Annotated in this window: 13 protein-coding genes; 3 read left to right on the forward strand and 10 right to left on the reverse strand. The window is 51.3% G+C overall.

What is annotated here, in order from left to right:
• Positions 1 to 70: 70 nt before the first annotated feature.
• The 9 genes from IMCC21906_RS14055 to IMCC21906_RS14095 all read right to left on the reverse strand — a co-directional run bounded on the left by IMCC21906_RS14055 (position 71) and on the right by IMCC21906_RS14095 (position 12,820).
• On the reverse strand, positions 71 to 1,489 hold the full coding sequence (locus IMCC21906_RS14055; protein ID WP_047012698.1) for an FAD-dependent oxidoreductase: 1,419 nt from the start codon (positions 1,487 to 1,489) through the stop codon (positions 71 to 73).
• 26 nt (positions 1,490 to 1,515) lie between these two features.
• The gene (gene gltB / locus IMCC21906_RS14060) at positions 1,516 to 5,964 is read right to left on the reverse strand and encodes a glutamate synthase large subunit (RefSeq protein WP_047012699.1); all 4,449 of its coding nucleotides are present in this window, start codon (positions 5,962 to 5,964) and stop codon (positions 1,516 to 1,518) included.
• A gap of 170 nt (positions 5,965 to 6,134) precedes the next feature.
• The gene (gene aroB, locus IMCC21906_RS14065) at positions 6,135 to 7,220 is read right to left on the reverse strand and encodes a 3-dehydroquinate synthase (protein WP_047012700.1); all 1,086 of its coding nucleotides are present in this window, start codon (positions 7,218 to 7,220) and stop codon (positions 6,135 to 6,137) included.
• 57 nt (positions 7,221 to 7,277) lie between these two features.
• Positions 7,278 to 7,814 carry a shikimate kinase AroK gene (aroK, locus tag IMCC21906_RS14070; RefSeq protein WP_082117488.1) on the reverse strand — a complete coding sequence of 179 codons (537 nt, stop codon included), beginning with the start codon at positions 7,812 to 7,814 and terminating at the stop codon, positions 7,278 to 7,280.
• A gap of 7 nt (positions 7,815 to 7,821) precedes the next feature.
• A complete protein-coding gene (pilQ, locus tag IMCC21906_RS14075; protein WP_231580276.1) occupies positions 7,822 to 10,008 on the reverse strand; it encodes a type IV pilus secretin PilQ family protein in 2,187 nt (728 codons plus the stop codon).
• A gap of 16 nt (positions 10,009 to 10,024) precedes the next feature.
• The gene (locus IMCC21906_RS14080; RefSeq protein ID WP_047012702.1) at positions 10,025 to 10,561 is read right to left on the reverse strand and encodes a pilus assembly protein PilP; all 537 of its coding nucleotides are present in this window, start codon (positions 10,559 to 10,561) and stop codon (positions 10,025 to 10,027) included.
• The gene (locus IMCC21906_RS14085) at positions 10,558 to 11,175 is read right to left on the reverse strand and encodes a type 4a pilus biogenesis protein PilO (protein WP_047012703.1); all 618 of its coding nucleotides are present in this window, start codon (positions 11,173 to 11,175) and stop codon (positions 10,558 to 10,560) included. The genes IMCC21906_RS14080 and IMCC21906_RS14085 overlap by 4 nt, the downstream gene beginning before the upstream one ends.
• 11 nt (positions 11,176 to 11,186) lie before the next feature.
• Entirely contained in the window at positions 11,187 to 11,753 is a 567-nt protein-coding gene (locus IMCC21906_RS14090) for a PilN domain-containing protein (RefSeq protein WP_047012704.1), read from the reverse strand.
• Entirely contained in the window at positions 11,753 to 12,820 is a 1,068-nt protein-coding gene (locus IMCC21906_RS14095) for a pilus assembly protein PilM (protein WP_047012705.1), read from the reverse strand. The genes IMCC21906_RS14090 and IMCC21906_RS14095 overlap by 1 nt, the downstream gene beginning before the upstream one ends.
• A 169-nt stretch (positions 12,821 to 12,989) precedes the next feature.
• Between IMCC21906_RS14095 and IMCC21906_RS14100 the strand changes: the two genes are divergently transcribed.
• Complete coding sequence (locus tag IMCC21906_RS14100) at positions 12,990 to 15,446, forward strand: penicillin-binding protein 1A (protein WP_052763549.1); 2,457 nt, start codon at positions 12,990 to 12,992, stop codon at positions 15,444 to 15,446.
• Positions 15,447 to 15,501: 55 nt separating this feature from the next.
• Here IMCC21906_RS14100 and radA read toward each other — a convergent pair whose 3' ends face one another.
• Positions 15,502 to 16,866 (reverse strand): DNA repair protein RadA, encoded by a 1,365-nt coding sequence (radA, locus tag IMCC21906_RS14105; RefSeq protein ID WP_047012706.1) that lies wholly within the window; start codon positions 16,864 to 16,866, stop codon positions 15,502 to 15,504.
• Between the two features lie 105 nt (positions 16,867 to 16,971).
• Here radA and IMCC21906_RS14110 point away from each other — a divergent pair, with 105 nt between their 5' ends.
• Positions 16,972 to 18,138: a DnaT-like ssDNA-binding domain-containing protein gene (locus IMCC21906_RS14110; RefSeq protein ID WP_047012707.1), complete on the forward strand. Its 1,167-nt coding sequence runs from the start codon at positions 16,972 to 16,974 to the stop codon at positions 18,136 to 18,138.
• A gap of 22 nt (positions 18,139 to 18,160) precedes the next feature.
• Positions 18,161 to 18,712: a replication protein P gene (locus tag IMCC21906_RS14115; protein WP_231580277.1), complete on the forward strand. Its 552-nt coding sequence runs from the start codon at positions 18,161 to 18,163 to the stop codon at positions 18,710 to 18,712.
• Positions 18,713 to 18,813 lie beyond the last annotated feature (101 nt).

The following is an 18,813-nucleotide window of genomic DNA, read 5'->3' on the forward strand; positions in this document are numbered from 1 at the left end:
GGCATATAACCACTGTTCAGCAAACATGAATATATCTCACGCTTGCTGAAACATGGTTTCGCCACTCCTTTTATACGTTTAAATAATCGAGAATACCTTCAGCAGCCTGACGGCCTTCCCATACAGCCGTTACCACCAAATCAGAGCCACGTACCATATCGCCGCCAGCAAAGATTTTGGGGTTACTCGTCTGGAATTTAAACAGCTGCTGCTCGGCAGCAGTTATGCCACCCCAGCTATTAATATCCACACCGGCCTTGCCAATCCAGTCGGCAGGATCAGGCTGAAAACCGAAAGCGACCAACACCATATCTGCGGGAATAACTTCTTCACTACCCGCAATAGGTTCTGGACGACGACGACCATTTTCATCTGGCTCGCCCAGCTGGGTGGTCACAACCTTAACGCCTTCTACTTTGTCGTTACCAACAATGGCGACTGGCTGACGATTAAACAGAAACTGAACACCTTCTTCACCCGCATTTTTTACTTCTTTACGAGAGCCCGGCATATTTTCTTCGTCGCGACGATAAGCGCACACTACGCTCTCTGCGCCTTGGCGAATAGAAGTGCGGTTACAGTCCATTGCGGTATCACCACCGCCAAGCACAACCACCCTTTTACCCTGAACGCTGATGAAATCGCCAGCGTCTTTTTCCCAGCCCATATTACGGTTTACATTTGAGACGAGGAAAGGCAAGGCATCGTGCACACCCGGCAGCTCTTCTCCGGGGAAGCCGCCTTTCATGTATTTGTAAGTCCCCATGCCCATAAAGACGGCATCGTATTCTTCAAGCAGTTCATCAATACTGATATCTGTGCCGATATTGACGTTAAGACGGAATTCAACACCCATCTCTTCCAACACCCCACGGCGGCGTTGAATCACTGATTTTTCCAGCTTGAACTCAGGGATACCAAAGGTCAGCAGGCCGCCAATCTCTGGGTAGCGATCAAAGACAATCGGCTTCACCCCTGCGCGTACCAGCACATCGGCACAGCCGATACCTGCTGGTCCAGCACCAATCACGGCGACTTTTTTATCAGTCCAAACCCGCTTAGACATATCCGGGCGCCAGCCCATAGCCAGCGCCGTATCGGTAATATACTTCTCGGTAGAACCAATGGTCACCGCACCAAAGCCATCGTTAAGCGTACAGGCCCCTTCACAAAGACGGTCTTGAGGACAAACCCGACCACACACTTCTGGCAAGCTGTTCGTTTGATGACTGAGTTCAGCCGCCTCAAACAGGTTGCCATCGCTAACCAGCTTCAACCAGTTAGGAATGTAGTTGTGTACGGGACACTTCCACTCACAATAAGGGTTGCCGCAAGACAGGCAGCGATGAGCTTGGTGTTTAACCTCGTCTTCTTTATACGGCTCATAGATTTCTACGAACTCGGTGCGACGCTCACCAATGTCTTTCTTGCTAGGGTCGATACGGCCCACATCAAGAAATTGAAAACTGTTGCTTAATCGTTCAGCCATGCTGTCACCTCATTACTACTCGGCATTTATTCCGGACGCTTTCTGGTGGAGTCCAGCAGGCGGCTGAGGCTCGCTGCTTTGGGCTTGATCATCCAGAATTTGCCAATGTAGTCATCGAAATTATCGAGGATATGTTGTCCCCACTGGGAGTCAGTTTCTGCAACAAACTCGCTGATATTTCCCCGTAGATGGGCTCGGTAAGCCTCCATCGACTCGGAGTTAATACGACATATCTCTACCAATTCACTGTTGTAGCGGTCAAAAAAGCGATGGGCTTCATCCAAAACATAAGCAAAGCCGCCCGTCATACCCGCGCCAAAGTTCACCCCGGTGGGGCCAAGCACGGTAATGTTACCACCCGTCATATATTCGCAGCAGTGATCACCCGCACCTTCGATAACCGCGTGGGCGCCGGAGTTACGCACACCAAAGCGTTCCCCTGCTGTACCCGCAGCAAATAACTTGCCGCCAGTCGCGCCGTACAAACAAGTATTGCCGATAATCGATGTTTCTTGGCTTTTAAACACGCTGTTGCGGGGCGGGAAAAGCACCAATTTACCACTGGCCATACCTTTACCGACATAGTCGTTGGCATCGCCTTCTAGATACATATGCAAACCGCCAGCATTCCACACGCCAAAACTTTGCCCGGCGGTGCCCTTCATGCGCAGAGTAATCGGCGCCGCTTCCATATCAAGATTGCCATATCGCTTGGCAATCTCACCGGAAATACGGGCACCAATAGAGCGGTCGCAATTGGTGAGTTCAAATTCAAACTCGCCCCCTAATTTACCTTCAATCGCCGGCAACACTGCCTCGATAATGGTCTCAGCCTTTACGCCTTTATCAAAGGGCTCGTTCAACGCAACTTTACAAAATTCTGGCTGAGCCGCAGCAGCAGGGTCTTTATACAGAATTGGAGACAAGTCCAAAGACGCGTGCTTTTCAGTTTGACCCGGGTGCTGCTTCAATAAATCTGTACGGCCAATCAGCTCTTCAATGGTACGTATACCCACGCTGGCCATCCATTCGCGTGTTTCCGTTGCAATAAAGGTGAAGAAATTCACCACCATATCGACGGTGCCAATGAAATGTTCATCACGCAGACGCTCATCTTGGGTTGCCACACCCGTAGCGCAGTTATTGAGGTGGCAGATACGCAAGTATTTACAACCCAAGGCCACCATTGGCGTGGTACCAAAACCAAAGCTTTCCGCACCGAGGATGGCCGCTTTCACAACATCCATACCCGTTTTCAAACCGCCGTCGGTCTGCACCCGCACCATGCCCCGCAAGCCATTGCCGCGCAGCGTTTGCTGGACTTCAGACAATCCCAGCTCCCAAGGTGAACCGGCATAACGAATAGAGGTAATCGGGCTGGCTGCGGTGCCGCCGTCGTAACCAGAAATAGTGATCAAATCAGCATAGGCCTTAGCCACACCTGCCGCGATAGTACCAACACCGGGCTCTGACACCAGTTTTACAGACACCAGTGCGCTGGGATTAACCTGCTTGAGATCATAAATAAGCTGAGCCAAATCCTCGATAGAATAAATATCGTGGTGTGGCGGTGGCGAAATGAGCGTGACGCCTGGAACAGAGTGGCGCAAGCGAGCAATCAAGGCATTAACCTTACCACCGGGCAGCTGACCACCTTCACCGGGCTTGGCGCCCTGAGCCACTTTAATCTGCAACACTTCGGCGTTCACCAAATAATGCGGTGTCACACCAAAACGCCCCGAAGCGATCTGCTTGATTTTGGATACGCGTTCGGTACCAAAGCGCGCGGGGTCTTCACCACCTTCACCTGAGTTTGAGCGCGCACCCATGCGGTTCATTGCCGCAGCCAGTGCTTCGTGAGCTTCAGGGCTTAATGCACCCAATGACATCCCCGCCGAATCAAAACGACGAAGAATGCTTTCGATCGGCTCAACTTCTTCCAGAGGAATCGCCTTGGCATTTTCATCAAAGCTCAACAAATCTCGCAATGTGGCGACGGGGCGATCGTTCACCAACTTGGCGTATTTTTTCCAAACGGCATAATCACCGCTTTTTACCGCATCTTGCAGTGTCATTACCACGTCGGGGTTAAAAGCGTGATATTCCTTGCCGTGGACGTATTTCAGCAGGCCACCTTGATCCAAGGTTTTACGCGGTAACCAGGCCACCGTAGCAAGTGCTTCTTGATCTTTCTGTAAACCGGCAAAATCGACACCGGCGATACGGCTGGCAACGCCTTTGAAACAAACGTCGATGATCTCATCCGCAAGACCAACCGCTTCAAACAACTGGGCACCACGATAAGAGGCGATGGTTGAAATGCCCATTTTGGACATAATTTTCAACAATCCCTTGTTGATACCTTTGTTGTAGTTGGTATGAACCGTTTGCTCATCACCCAGCAGTTCGCCAGAAGACAACATGTCACCCAATACGGCATAAGCCATATAGGGGTAAACCGCCGTGGCTCCAAAACCAAACAAACAAGCCATTTGATGAGAGTCGCGGGCGCTACCTGTTTCAACCACTAAATTGGCATCACAGCGCAAGCCCTGCTTAATCAAATGATGGTGAACAGCACCGGTTGCCAGCAGACTGTGTACAGCCAACAAACCAGGCTCAACAGCCCGATCGCTCAGAATCAAAATAACCTTGCCATCGCGAACCGCCTGCTCAGCAGCATTGGCCACGCGTGCAACGGCATCTTTAAGCGACGTCAGGGCAGGGTCATAACTCAGATCAATTACGGTCTGAGGAAAACGCTCAGAGTTGAGCTGCAGCAAGCGGCCAAATTTCTCGGGAGAGAAGACCGGGCTGGTTAAAATAAGACGATCAGCATGATCTGCGGTCTGTTCAAAGACATTTTGCTCAGCGCCCAGCAACGTCTCCAGGCTCATTACAATCGCTTCACGCAACGGATCGATGGGCGGGTTGGTGACCTGAGCAAACTTTTGCCGGAAAAAGTCATACAGCGACCGCTGCTGGCTAGACAAGACCGCCATGGGCGTATCGTCACCCATCGAACCAACAGCTTCGTTGCCACTGTCGCCCAAGGCGGTCAATACTTGTTCGCGCTCTTCAAAGGTGACTTGGAAATATTTTTGCAAGCTTCGTAGCTGCTCACCTTCCGGCAATTCGGGGCGGCCAACGCTGCTCAGCTGGTCTTGTAAACGCAGGCTGTTTTCCCGCAACCATTGTTTGTAGGGGTGAGCTGACTTCAGACGCTCGTCGACATCTTTGGTGTGCAACACTTCGCCAGTTTCGGTATCCACCACCAAAATTTGACCGGGCCCGATACGGCCCTTAGCCACAACATTTTCTGGCTGGTAGGAGTACGTGCCCACTTCTGATGCAACGGTAATAAAGCCATTGTTGGTGATAACCCAACGCGACGGACGCAAGCCATTACGGTCCAGCATGCACACCGCATAACGGCCATCGGTTAGTACCATTCCGGCAGGGCCATCCCAAGGCTCCATATGCATGGAGTTGTATTCATAAAACGCCTTCAGGTCGGCATCCATATGCTCAATGTTTTGCCACGCGGGGGGCACCAACATCCGCACAGCCCGAAACAAGTCCATGCCACCGGCAACCAGCAATTCCAGCATATTATCCAGACTGGAGGAGTCAGAGCCGACGCGATTAACCAAAGGAGCGAGCGCTTCAATATTAGGAATATGTTCATTGGCAAAACGGCTACTCCGAGCCTCTGCCCAATTGCGGTTACCCTCAATGGTGTTGATCTCACCATTGTGCGCCAACATCCGGAAGGGTTGAGCCAAAGGCCAGCGCGGCGAAGTATTGGTGGAGAAGCGCTGATGGAAAACGCAGATAGCGGTTTCTAAACGAGGATCCGCCAAGTCTTGATAAAACCGGGGTAAATCCACCGGCATGACCAAGCCTTTGTAAGATATAACATCTGCCGACAAGCTACAGATGTAAAAATCACTGTCGTCTTGAAGGGCAATTTCAGCCTGTCGACGCACCACAAACAGGCGCGTTGTTAATTCTTGCTGATTTAAGCCATTTACATTAATAAATAGCTGTTCAATACGCGGCAGGCTGCTAAGGGCAATATCCCCGCACACGCGGTCATCGACGGGCACTTCACGCCAACCTGCTGTCTCCAGACCATTGTCTTTCAGCACCGATTCAACTGCTGCTCGGGCCGCTGAAGCTTGGGCATCGTCTCGGCTCATAAACAGCTGGCCAATACCGTAGACCTCGCTTAACTCAGCACCGCATGCCTCCTTGGCCACTGCCCGCAAGAAAGCATCCGGCTTCTTGAGTAGCAGACCGCAACCATCGCCAGTCTTGCCATCTGCAGCAATACCGCCCCGGTGGGTCATACAGGTAAGTGACTCGATGGCGGTTTGCAGCAGCTCATGACTGGCATCGCCTTCCATATGGGCGATGAGGCCGAAACCGCAGTTGTCACGCACATCTTCAGGTCTGTACAGGCCTGTACTCATATAACGACTCTCGCAAAAATTACTAAGAAAAACAAAAAGATAGTCGACAAGAACTTCCCCAAACCTGTTGATTCAGGGAAAAAAGGAGGGACATTCTACACTTATGCAACAACGTCGACAAATTGCCCCGCACAATTGCTTAATTTTTTAAGCAACACTAGGTGCCCATGTCAGGCCTTGACTCCCGCCTCTTGCAGCACTGTTTTTACCATTGAAACAGGAACATCGCTGGTCACAATCGCATCTCCCAGAGCTTTCAACAAGACCAGACGCAAGCGTCCATCTATTACTTTCTTGTCTCGGCCCATCAACTGCAAAAACTGATCCAGATTCATGCTGGAAGGAGGAAGCAAAGGTAAGTTCGCTTTAGAGAGAAGCGATTTGCTTCTTTCCACAACCTCAGCCGAGACCCAACCCAGTTTTTCTGACAAGGTCACCGCCAACACCATCCCCGCTGCAACTGCCTCACCGTGTAGCCAGCTGCCATAACCTTCCGCGGTCTCAATGGCGTGGCCAAAGGTATGCCCCAAATTCAAGATAGCCCGTCGCCCCTGCTCCGTTTCGTCTTCGGCAACAACCGCTGCTTTATCAACACAAGAGCGATACACAGCTTCGGCTAACAGCGCTGTGTCTCTGGCCATCAAACCGACAATATTGTCTTCCAGCCACTGAAAAAACGTCACGTCACAGATCAAGCCATACTTAATAACTTCAGCCATCCCCGCCGAAAACTCTTTATCGGGCAGGCTGCCAAGCACGCTTAAATCCGCCACCACACACTGGGGCTGATGGAAGGCACCGATCATATTTTTGCCCAACGAATGATTCACGCCGGTCTTACCACCAACAGAGGAGTCCACCATCGATAACAGCGTCGTAGGGAGCTGAATAAAATTCACCCCACGCTGATAACAAGCGGCAGCAAAACCACACATGTCGCCAACAACCCCGCCACCCAAAGCAATCAAGGTCGTGCTGCGATTTTGGTTACGGCTCAAAAGCGCATCAAAAATCGTGTTTAAGGTATTTAGATTTTTATGCTGCTCGCCATCGGGCAACACCACCTCAAGCACATCAAAACCGTCAAGCTGCGCCTTTAAAGCAGGCAGATACAAAGGTGCTACAGTTTCATTACTGACAATACAAAGCTGCTTGCCGCGAATAAACTGCCGCCATAAATCGCTATTGGCCATCACCTCAGAACCAATAAAAATAGGGTAACTGCGATCGCCCAGATCAACATTGAGCTGCTTCATATATGTTCCGGAAACAAAAATAAACAAGCCCGGGAGAAGCCCGGGCGGGGGATTATATCAAGAGACGACGGAAGGGTCTGCAGAACTCAGCAATTGACACAGTTCTTGAACAACCGCTTTGGGGCTGCGCTGATCGGTTAGTACGGTGAGATCGGCAATTTCTTCATACAGCGGTTCACGCTGAGCCATTAATGCTCGCAACGTTTGCTCAGGGTCGCCGTTTTGCAAGAGAGGCCGCTTACGGTCGCGGGCGGTGCGCCGAACCTGCTCATCAACAGAGGTTTTCAGGTAGATCACCGTACCCTTGGCCACCATTAAGCGCCGATTATCTTCACGCAGAACGGCGCCGCCGCCAGTGGAAATGACCGAGCTGATATTTTCTGACAGCTCTGTCAGCATTGCCGCCTCTCTATCCCGAAAACCAGACTCCCCCTCCATATCAAAGATCCAGGGGATATCGACACCACTGCGCTCTTCAATTTCTCGGTCGGCATCGCGAAAATCCATTTGTATGGAATCCGCTAACAAGCGACCAATTGTGCTTTTACCCGCCCCCATGGGGCCTACCAAAAATATTGCGCCTCGCTTCGACATTAGACAATCAATCTACCAAGCTGTCCGCAAGTATGCGGGGGGTTATAAAAATCAGGGTTTCCTGCTTCTCTCTTGTTACTGAGGTGTTTTTAAAGAGTCTACCCAAAAACGGAATATCTCCCAAGAAAGGCACCTTTGTTTCTGACTCGATATCCAGTTGGTCATAAACCCCACCCAGAACAACCGTTTCGCCATTACTGACCAAGACTCGCGTCTTCAGTTCAGTGGTATCAATCGTTGGGACTTGACCGCCTAAGCCAGTGGCGATAACCAATTCACCCACCGTATCCTGGTTTATGGTGAGATCCATAATGATACGGTCATCGGGAGTAATAATGGGTGTGACATCAAGCTTGAGTACCGCTTCTTTAAAGGCAATAGTCGTTTCACCGTTAGCCGAAGACTCGGGATAGGGAATTTCAGTACCCGATTTAATAATCGCAGGCTCTTTGTCGCCAGTCACAATACGCGGTTGCGACACAATCTCGCCACGGCCTTTAGACTCCAAGGCCGACAACTCCAAATTCAACAATACATCAGGACTAATAAAGCCCAACGCAAAGGTTCCCGCTGCGCTATTCACCCCCAAATCAGTCACTAGACCAGGGGTCGCCTGAAAAGTCGGCGAGCCCGCAGCCAGCGCGTTGACAAAATTATTTTGGGTTTGCTGATCGCTTTCAATGTCACCGTTGGCAGAATAAATATTATCACCATCTCTCCGGATATAAGCGCCGCCCCAGCGAACACCTAGAGCGCGATCAAAGTCAGAAGAGGCTCTAACAATCCGAGCTTCAATTTGAACCTGCCGCACTGGCACATCGATCAAGGATACCAAACGGCGAAACTCTTCCAAACGATCCGCTGTTTCAGTGATCAACAGCGAATTAGTTCGCTTATCCACAATTACTTTGCCGCGAGGCGATAAAATGCTGCCCGTAGATGTCTCACTATCGCGATCTTCAGGTTTAAACAAACGGAACAACTCATCCGCATCGGCATAACGGATTCGAATAAACTCCGTTTGCAGCGGCGCCAGCTCTTCTACTTGTTTTTGTGCCTCAATCTGTTGACGCTCTCGCTCGGCTATTTCTGCCGCGGGCGCCACCATCAAAACATTGCCGACTTGACGCTTATCCAAACCCTTGGTTTTAAGCACCAGCTCCAAGGCCTGATCCCAAGGCACGTTCTGAAGGCGCAAAGTAATATTGCCTGTCACCGTGTCACTGGCAACCAGATTCAAGTCGGTAAAATCAGCAATTAACTGCAGCACGGAACGCACTTCAATATCTTGAAAGTTTAGCGAGAGCTTTTCACCCACGTAAGCAAACTCTTTACGGCGCAATTCAACTTCTTGCTTAGTCAAGGGCTTAACACTTACAACATATTCAGCATCAGTTTGGTAGGCAAGGTAATCGTATTCCCCTTTGGCTTCCAGCGAGATCTTAGCGCCCTTCTCGCCCATGCGGGCATCTATCATTTTGACTGGGGTAGCAAAATCTGCAACGTCAAAACGTCGCTGCAGGTTTTGCGGCAAATTCACGCCCTTAAAATCAATCTTGATTTTGCTGCCTTCCACAAAAACATTAATGTCCGCTTTGTCGTCGGCAAGTTGAATAACCAAACGCCCTTCACCAGCATCACCCCGACGAAAATCCAAGTCACGAATCATATTGTCAGTATCGGGTTGGTTGGTGGAAGAAGTAGAAACAATCGGATTGCTATATTTCTCCTTCATATAGCTCTTGCCGCCAGTACCACCCACCTCAACAACCAGCGTATTGCCTTCAACACGGGTTTCGTAACTCGCGAGGCGAATCAGGTTGAGCACCAACCGAGTCCGGTCCCGGCCTTCAAGAACCACTGCACTGCTGGCATTGTCATATGCGAGAGGATATTTTTTCTGGCTTAGGGTGCTTTCAGCACCTGGAAAATCCAAGGCTATCCGGGCAGGCTTTTCAATGGTATAGCCTTTCACCTCTGGCGGCGTCCCATTGAATTGCAAGCGGGCTTCAAAGCTCCCACCCTGCAGAGCGTTAAACTGGATATTAGTCAGCTCCGCCGCAGCAAGCTGTAGTGAAACCAGGCTCAAACCAACCAAGGCCAGTAATGAGCGCGCAACCCCATATCGTCCACCCGAAATCGCCCTTCGGCGAGAGGTGCTGTGTGGCGTCATTTTTCGGGTGATTATGAACATGTTCACTACTCGACTTCTATTTACCGGCTTGTAATTCAAGGGATCGTGGCCGTTCTACCCAGCCATCCCCGCCTGTTGTAACTATTTCCACCACAGAGAGGTAATTGTCTTTTAGCTCGGTGATGCGACCATGATTACGGCCCAGATAATTCCCCGTTCTCACCCGATGAACACCGCCATCAGGGTCTTTAATCAAGGCCCATAACACCCCGGCCAACTTCAATGACCCCACCATTTTCAGCGAGTCGAAGGAGAACTGCTCTAAAAACTCAAGCTCTCTATCAAAGTCAGGCTTTACATTAGAGCTGGCTTCTAAGCGGGCAATCTCTTTAACATCAACGGGCTTGCTGAATGGGCTACGCATTCCTGAAGCACTATAGCTAAAGGCGCGATAAGCTTTCATTGCAGGAATAGGCTCAATCTTGCCTGTAGGCGCAGCTCGTTTCTCAGCCAAAAAGGCATCAATATCCGAATATTTTCCAGCGGGGCTGCACGCCACTAAAACACCACACGAGAACACCAGCGATAAAACGCGGACGACCACCGTTTTCATTTGGCGCCCTCCGTATCTTTATACCGATAAGTCTTTGCGGTAATGGACATACTCTGGGAGGTGAATTCTTTATTGGAGGTAATAGTGAAGTCATGCAGCGTGACGATTCGAGGCAAGCCTGCAATACCACTCACAAAGGCGGCCAAGTCATGATAAGCACCGCTTACTTTTATAGCGATGGGCAACTCAATATAAAATTCCTGCACACGCTCTGCTTGCAACTGAATACTGGCGATATCCAAACCATTGCTCACCGCTTTTTCAGTCATATCTTCGAGCAAACCAGGAACCTCTGTATCAGCGGGAAGCTGGCTTAGCAGCACGGCAAAAGACGATTCCATTTCCTTCATCTGTTGCTTAAGAGGTTCAAGCTTGGCGGCTTTAAATGCTTTTTTCTCAAATTCCTTCTGCAGTTGCTGCTCTTTAAGCTCAACCGCGCTTAAATCTTTACGCAAATCAGAAATAATATAAAAATAACCACCCACTAGGCACAGGGCAAATACCAACACCCACACCAACGCCCTGACCAATACTGGCCAAGCGCCGATGTTTTCCAGGTTTAGGTCATTGACATCAAAGCCTTTTAGCTCGTCGACCCACTCTTGCCAAGCCACTATGATGCTCCCTACTTCCGCTCTTCTTCATCAGCCGCAGGCGCACTGATCAAGAAAGACAATTTAAAACTGCTGGCCTGTTCGCCATAGGCTGGCGCAGCACTGACCGCGGTTAAATTCGGCTCCGCAAACCACGGCGAAGCATCTAATTTACGCATAAGGCTGGAAACCCGGTTATTGGATTCCGCCACGCCCTGCACCTCAATTCGTTTATCGCGACGAGACAAGGATGTATAAAACAAACCGTCGGGAAGGGTACGAACCAGCTCGTCAAACACCCTTACAATCAATGGCCGAGTCCCTTGAAGGTCTTGAATAATCGTCATGCGGTCAATGAGCTGCTGACGACGTTTTTCAAGATCCTGAATCTCGGCGACTTCTTTGTTTAACTTATTAATATGCTGTTGAATATAAGCATTGCGATCTTTTTGATTACTGATAGCACCGTTAACAATACTCATAGCCAGCACGACTAACAGCACCCCCAGCACGGCTACCCCACCTAGCACCATCAAAAACTGCTGTTTAATCAGTTCGCGACGCTCTTCCCGCCAAGGGAGGAGATTGATATTAGCCATTAATCAAAACTCCTCAATGCCAATCCACAGGAAATAAGCATTGCCGGTGCATCATTGCTTAAGCTCATTGCATCGACACCAGGAGCCACTGCCATAGACCCAAAAGGATTTGCCACTACCGTGCTGACCCCCAGCTCCGACTCAACAATATCGGCCAAACCTTGCATGGCAGCCACACCGCCCGCCAACAAAATCATATCCACGGAGTTGTATTGGCTTGATGAGTAAAAAAACTGCAAAGACCTGGCCACCTGCTGAATAACCGCTTCTTTGAACGGAGCCAAGACTTCGCTGTCATAGTCGTCGGATAGGCCACCTTGCTTTTTGGCCAAGCCCGCTTCTTCAACCGTCATGCCATAACGGCGCTGAATCTCTTCGATCAACTGGCGGCCACCAAAGAGCTGATCTCGGGTATACAGGGTTTCACCGTCTACAATCACACTGAGCGACGTCATGCTGGCACCGATATCGACAATCGCCACCACGGTGTTTTCATCACATCCCAAGGAGCTGGCGATCAACTCAAAGCTTCGTTCAACGGCAAAGGCTTCGACATCCACTAGCTTGGCTTCCAAGCCTGCAATTTCCAGCGCTTCAGTCCGCAAATCAACATTGTCACGTCGACAAGCTACCAGTAGCACATCCATTTGCTCAGGGTTGTCATCCGCCTGCCCCATAATTTCAAAATCTAGCGCAACTTCATCCAAGGGATAGGGGATATATTGATCAGCTTCGAGAGAAATTTGCGTTTCCAGCGTGTTTTCATTCATGTCTGCGGGCATCCGCAAGACTTTGGTAATCACCGCCGACCCGGGAACCGCCACTGCGGCCCGCTTCAATTTACTGCGAGATCGAGACACAACAGCCCGCAGCACCTCGGCTACCACCTCGACTTCGGCAATGTTCTTCTCCACCACCGATTGAGGTGGCAAAGACATTACCGCGTAGCTCTCAACGCGATAGGTATTTCCACTGCGACTCAACTCCAGCAGTTTCACCGCACTGGAACTGATGTCGACACCGAGAAGACTTCGGGACGAATTACCGCCAATCAGGCCTTTTAGCACATCATTTTCCTATCTATATCTTAGGCTTAGGGCGCACTCTTATATGCAAGATTAAATACCACACTTTGCCAATGCGCAAATAGTTATGAAAAAAACACACGGATAAATAGCCAGTTTTCGTTATGCTAGGCCACTATCAAGATAGACACAGCCGTTTTACAGGATTTATATGTCTCGTAGCTTTTCGTTGATCAGCTTATTGGTCAGCTTCATTCTACTCTCTGCCGCCGGTGCCGTTATGGTATTTGCAGCGGCCTTCCTTTATATCAGCCCGAAGTTACCTTCGGTTGACGCTCTCCGGGATATCCAGCTCCAAACCCCGCTGCGCATATACAGTCGCGACGGCCAGCTCATGGGGGAGTTTGGCGAAAAACGCCGCTCACCGGTTAGCTTTCAAGAAATACCCGACACCTTTATCAAGGCCTTTCTCGCCGCTGAAGATGATCATTTCTTCAGCCACCACGGCGTCGATGTTAGCAGCCTATTGCGTGCTGCGTCACAACTCATTACCACCGGCAGCATTCAATCTGGTGGTTCCACTATCACCATGCAGGTCGCAAAAAACTACTTTTTAACCCAAGAGCGTACCTTCACGCGCAAATTCACCGAAATTTTTCTCGCCATCGAAATAGAGCGGGCATTAAGCAAGGAAGACATCCTTGAGCTGTATATCAACAAAATATTCCTCGGCAATCATGCCTATGGTATCGAAGCCGCCGCCCAAGTGTATTATGGCAAACCCTTACGCGAGCTAAGCCTGGCTCAAATGGCAATGATCGCGGGCCTTCCCAAAGCTCCCTCTGCCTACAACCCCGTTGCCAACCCAGAACGGGCCCGCATTCGCCGCAACTGGATTCTCTCCAGAATGCGCAGCTTGGGGTATATTGCCGAACAGGATTATAAAACCGCCATTAGCACTCCCATTTCTGCCACCGCCCACGGCACGCCACTGGATGTCGACGCGGCCTATTTATCTGAAATGGTCAGACTGGAAATGCTGGATAGATTTGGCCGCAATGCCTACGAAGACGGCTACTCTGTCATCACCACTGTCGACAGCCAGCTTCAGCATGTCGCCAACCAAGCCATTATTAATGGCGTAATTGAATACGACACTCGCCACGGCTACCGGGGGCCCGAACAACACTGGTCACTCCCCGCACAAATCGACGACGACAAGAGGGACGAACTTGCCAAAAAGCTGGTCGACATTGGTGCCGTCGGCAACTGGCACCCCGCAGTGGTTCTCAACACGGAAGACAAAAGCTTAGTCGCGCTATTGGCATCGGGTGAGCAAACTACCCTCAACTGGGATCAAGGCCTGAAAGACACCGCTCGCTATATCAGCGAAGACCGAATGAGCTATAAAATTGAAAAAGTTGAAGACATTTTAAAGCCCGGCGATGTCATTCGGCTGCGCATGGTAAAAGACAAAGATCAGCAGCAGTGGCAGCTATCACAACTGCCCAAAGTGCAAGCTGCCCTGGTATCACTGGATGCCGATACCGGCGCCATTATCAGTCTCGTCGGTGGTTATAACTACCAAAAAAGCTCGTTTAACCGGGTCACACAAGCAACCCGCCAACCCGGCTCCAACTTCAAACCCTTTATTTACACTGCCGCACTGGATAACGGCTTTACCCCGGCGACCATCATCAATGACGCCCCTATTGTTTTCAACGACTCCTCGTTGGGCGGCACCTGGCGCCCCAGTAACGACAACGGCACGTTTAACGGCCCCATGCGATTAAGGCAAGCGCTGTATCTTTCTAGAAACCTCGTCTCCATCCGGATATTGCGCGACTTGGGCATTGATAAAGCCATCGACTACGTTGGTCGCTTCGGTTTTGATACCAAGGCCCTGCCCCGAGACCTATCGCTGGCACTGGGCAGCCACTCGCTAACCCCCATGCAGATCGTTACCGGCTATGCGGCATTTGCCAACGGCGGTTACAAGATTTCGCCGTATCTGATTGAGAAAATCATCGACCGCGATGGCAATACTATTTTCCGAGCCAACCCAGAGGTGGTCTGTCGGCACTGCGGCAAAAAAGGGCGTGATGCCATAGCCGGCATTGACGAAGAGTACTCCCTGGACGAGATCCTCTCCCAAGATACCGAAGCCCGCAAATACGCGCCCCAGGTACTCGATGATGAAGTCGTTTTTCTTATCGACAATATTCTGAAAGACGTCATTACCCGAGGCACCGGACGCAAAGCCAGAGTATTGGAACGCAGCGATGCTGCAGGCAAAACCGGCACCACTAACGGCCCAACTGATGCCTGGTTTTCTGGCTACAGTGGCGGCGTAGTGACCTCTACGTGGGCAGGCTTTGATCAAAACCAAAAACTAGGCCGCCGAGAATACGGTGGCTCTGTCGCGCTACCCATCTGGATAGATTTTATGAAGGTGGCCCTTAAGGATCGCCCCGAGCGCCAGCTTAAACAACCCGACTCCATCGTCACCGTAAGGATTGATCCCGATACAGGCGCCCTTGCCCACCCCGGCCAAGCCAATGCGATTTTCGAATACTTCCGCAGCGAAAACGCCCCACAGGAATCGGATTACAATTCACCGGGAAGCTACGGCAATGGCGGCGGCCAAGAACCAATAGAAATATTCTGATAGTTAAGGCGTAAAGCGCGCTTTACGCCTTAACTCCCAATTTAATCCCCGTCTATTAAATGGCTTCCAAAGCTTCTGCCAGCGTATTGACGGCAATCACTTCAATATTGCCCGCACTGCCAGCTCGGGGAGCATTGGCTTTAGGTACAATAGCTCTAGCAAAACCATGCTTTCTCGCTTCTTGAAGCCGTTCTTGGCCACTGGGCACCGGGCGAATTTCACCAGACAAGCCCACCTCGCCAAACACCACTAAATCTTCTGGTAACGGCCGGTCCCGAAAGCTGGAGACAATCGCAAACAACAGCGCCAAATCGGCCCCTGTCTCCAACACTTTAACGCCGCCAACAACGTTCACAAACACATCTTGATCGCCAAGCTGCAATCCACCATGACGATGCAAGACCGCCAGCAACATGGCCATACGGTTTTGCTCCAGGCCCACCGCCACCCGGCGAGGGCTACCAAAGCCAGAGGTATCGACCAAGGCTTGAATCTCTACCAGCAGCGGTCGGGTACCTTCCCAAACCACCATCACGGCACTACCGGAAGCCACCACATCGCCACGATTCAAGAATATCGCCGACGGGTTTTTAACCTCCTTCATTCCCAGCTCTGTCATCGCAAACACGCCTAACTCATTGACGGCACCAAAGCGATTTTTGTGACCTCGCAAAGTGCGATAGCGGCTATCACTGCTGCCTTCCAACATAATAGAGCAGTCAATAATATGCTCCAGCACCTTAGGCCCGGCCAAACTACCATCCTTGGTGACATGTCCCACCAGCAACAGCACCGTACCGCTTTGCTTAGCAAAACGCGTCAACGCGGCCGCGCACTCTCGCACCTGGGACACGCTCCCCGGCGCCGAGGTGACTTGCTCGCTGTGCAGTACCTGCACCGAATCCAACACCAGCACCCGAGGTTTTAAACGCGCTGCTTGGGCCAAGATCGTCTCCAGTTGAGTTTCTGCCAGCAGCTTTAGCTCATCGGCTTTTAAGCCCAAGCGTTTCGCCCGCATGGCAATCTGCTGAAGTGACTCCTCACCGGTCACATACAAACAATCGCAGCTTCCTGCCAAACGGCAAAGCACCTGCAATAACAGCGTACTTTTGCCCGCGCCGGGATGCCCCCCCAACAACACCGCCGAGCCCGGCACCAAACCACCGCCCAATACCCGATCTAATTCATCAAAGCCGCTGGGTAGCCGTGGCAACGCCTCAATACTGACACTCGACAGTGACATCACCTCACCATCTGCTGCCCCTGCGTAGCCCTGCTTGGTGCTGGCTCGGCTGGGGGATGCGGCAATACGAAACTCCACAAGAGTGTTCCAAACCCCGCAGTCTTGGCACTGCCCCTGCCATTTATTGTGCTCTGAGCCACAGTCACTACAGACATAGGCGATTTTTGATTTAGCCATGTTCCTCTCTCAATCTTTCTGGGTCAGCATCCATCTGTAATCGGGGCTGACATCCGCGCCAGGGAGCCCGTACAATAACGTAGCTTAACCCAAGGTAATCTTTGCATGACGTCTCTTGTCGAGCGCCCATTAATGGTCTCCCCTTCTCTGGCCGCCACCATCGGTCTAGATGCCGCACTGCTCTATCAGCTGTTAGCTGAATGGCAACTCCTGCTGGACGCCCATGTTAAACAGGGCCAGCATTGGCATCTAATCGAACTGGCCAAACTAGAAGCCCAGCTACCGTTCTGGGAAACCGAAAAAATTCTGGATGTCCTGCGCACCCTCAACGATCAGGGGCTCATTATTGTCGGCGGCGCACTGATGAGCAATCTCCAAAATATCCGCTTTGCGCTACCCCAACGCGGCACCCCGGCCCCAGAAGTGCACCCCACCCACAGACAGACCAGCACCCCCAGCCGTACGCCGGAACAGCGGCAACCCCAAGCCCATATTGGCACCCGTCGACCCAGTCAACCGGTGCCAGGCCACACGGTCATTCCCGGCGACTGGTGCCCCGATCAAGCCAGCATCGACTATTTAATCCGTTTTAACCAAGTTGATCCCAGCTTTATCGAGTCTTCACTGCCCGAGTTTATTGCCCATTACCGAGAGACCGGTGAAACCCGAGCCTCGTGGACCAGCACCTTCAGCCAATACGTTAGCCGACGCTGGAAAAAAGCCCAGTATCAAAAAATTGAACAGGCCAGAAACCAACCGATTGACGATGAGTGGCAACCGAGCTTAGATGCCTTGGAAATTCTGGACCGGGACGGTATCACACGACCGTTCATCGAGGACGCCATTCCCGAGTTTATTCTGTATTGGCGCGAACGTGGCACCGTCGATAACAACTGGAACTCCCGGTTTATCCAGCATATTCGCCTGCAGTGGGCACGGTACACTCGCACTGTCAGCAATGAACAGGAAATCACGCCAATCCCGTCAAACTGGCAGCCCAGCGAGGCGGTATTTGATATCCTGCACATGGCCAGAATTGATCCGGATTTTGCCCAACAACAAATCCCGGAGTTCCTGTTATTCTGGCAAGACAGCGGCCAAGCTCACCGCTCGTGGAACACCAAGTTTCTGCAACATGTAAAATACCGCTGGGCACACAGCCACCAACTGGGGCAAGACCATGCAAGACAGCAACAAGCTTCTGGAAAAAACCCGCCAGCAAATAGCTTCATCGAAAAACACACCGACCGCAGCTGGCGAGAAGGGCTCTAAACAGCCCGATAAAGAAGCCGTCATGGACGCGCTGGACCGGATGTTTGCCGAGTTCGAATTGGTTTATCACAACCAATATAACAAAGCCTTTGCCACACCAGAAAAACTGATTTATGCCAAAAAGCTCTGGTTCAGCAACCTCTGCCACATGAGCCCCGAGCGTATTACCGCCGCCAGTCACCGAGCGATTCGCGAATCAGAATTTTTGCCCACCATTAAAGGCATTCTTAAATTTTGCGACCCCGCACCAGAGGAGCTGGGCCTGCCAGACAACCATAGCGCCTATATGGAAGCCTGTAACGCCCCCAACCCGAAAGCGTCCCACCGCTGGTCGCATCCTGCGGTTTACCATGCCGGCCGTGCCAGCGACTGGTTCTTTCTAGCCGGCACCGCCGAGAATCAGGCCTTTCCTGTTTTCAAACGTCACTATGAGCGACTTTGCGACCAGGTGCGCCGGGGCGAAGAGCTACCCGAGCCAGAGCAAAAAGCCTTGCCTGAACATATTAGCCAACCATTAGACCCCGAAGAGCAACGCAAACGCATGCGCAAGCTGCGCAAAGAACTGAACATTTAGGGCACGACCTGTCGGCACAGAAACACCGCTTCAGACTTTTGCCCTCAACCGCTACAATAGCCCGCGATCCTTTATCACCACTCATTGCGCAGGGCAAAACT

Origin of the sequence: Spongiibacter sp. IMCC21906 (assembly GCF_001010805.1) — a bacterium.
In the GTDB taxonomy this organism is placed as follows: Bacteria; Pseudomonadota; Gammaproteobacteria; order Pseudomonadales; family Spongiibacteraceae; genus Spongiibacter.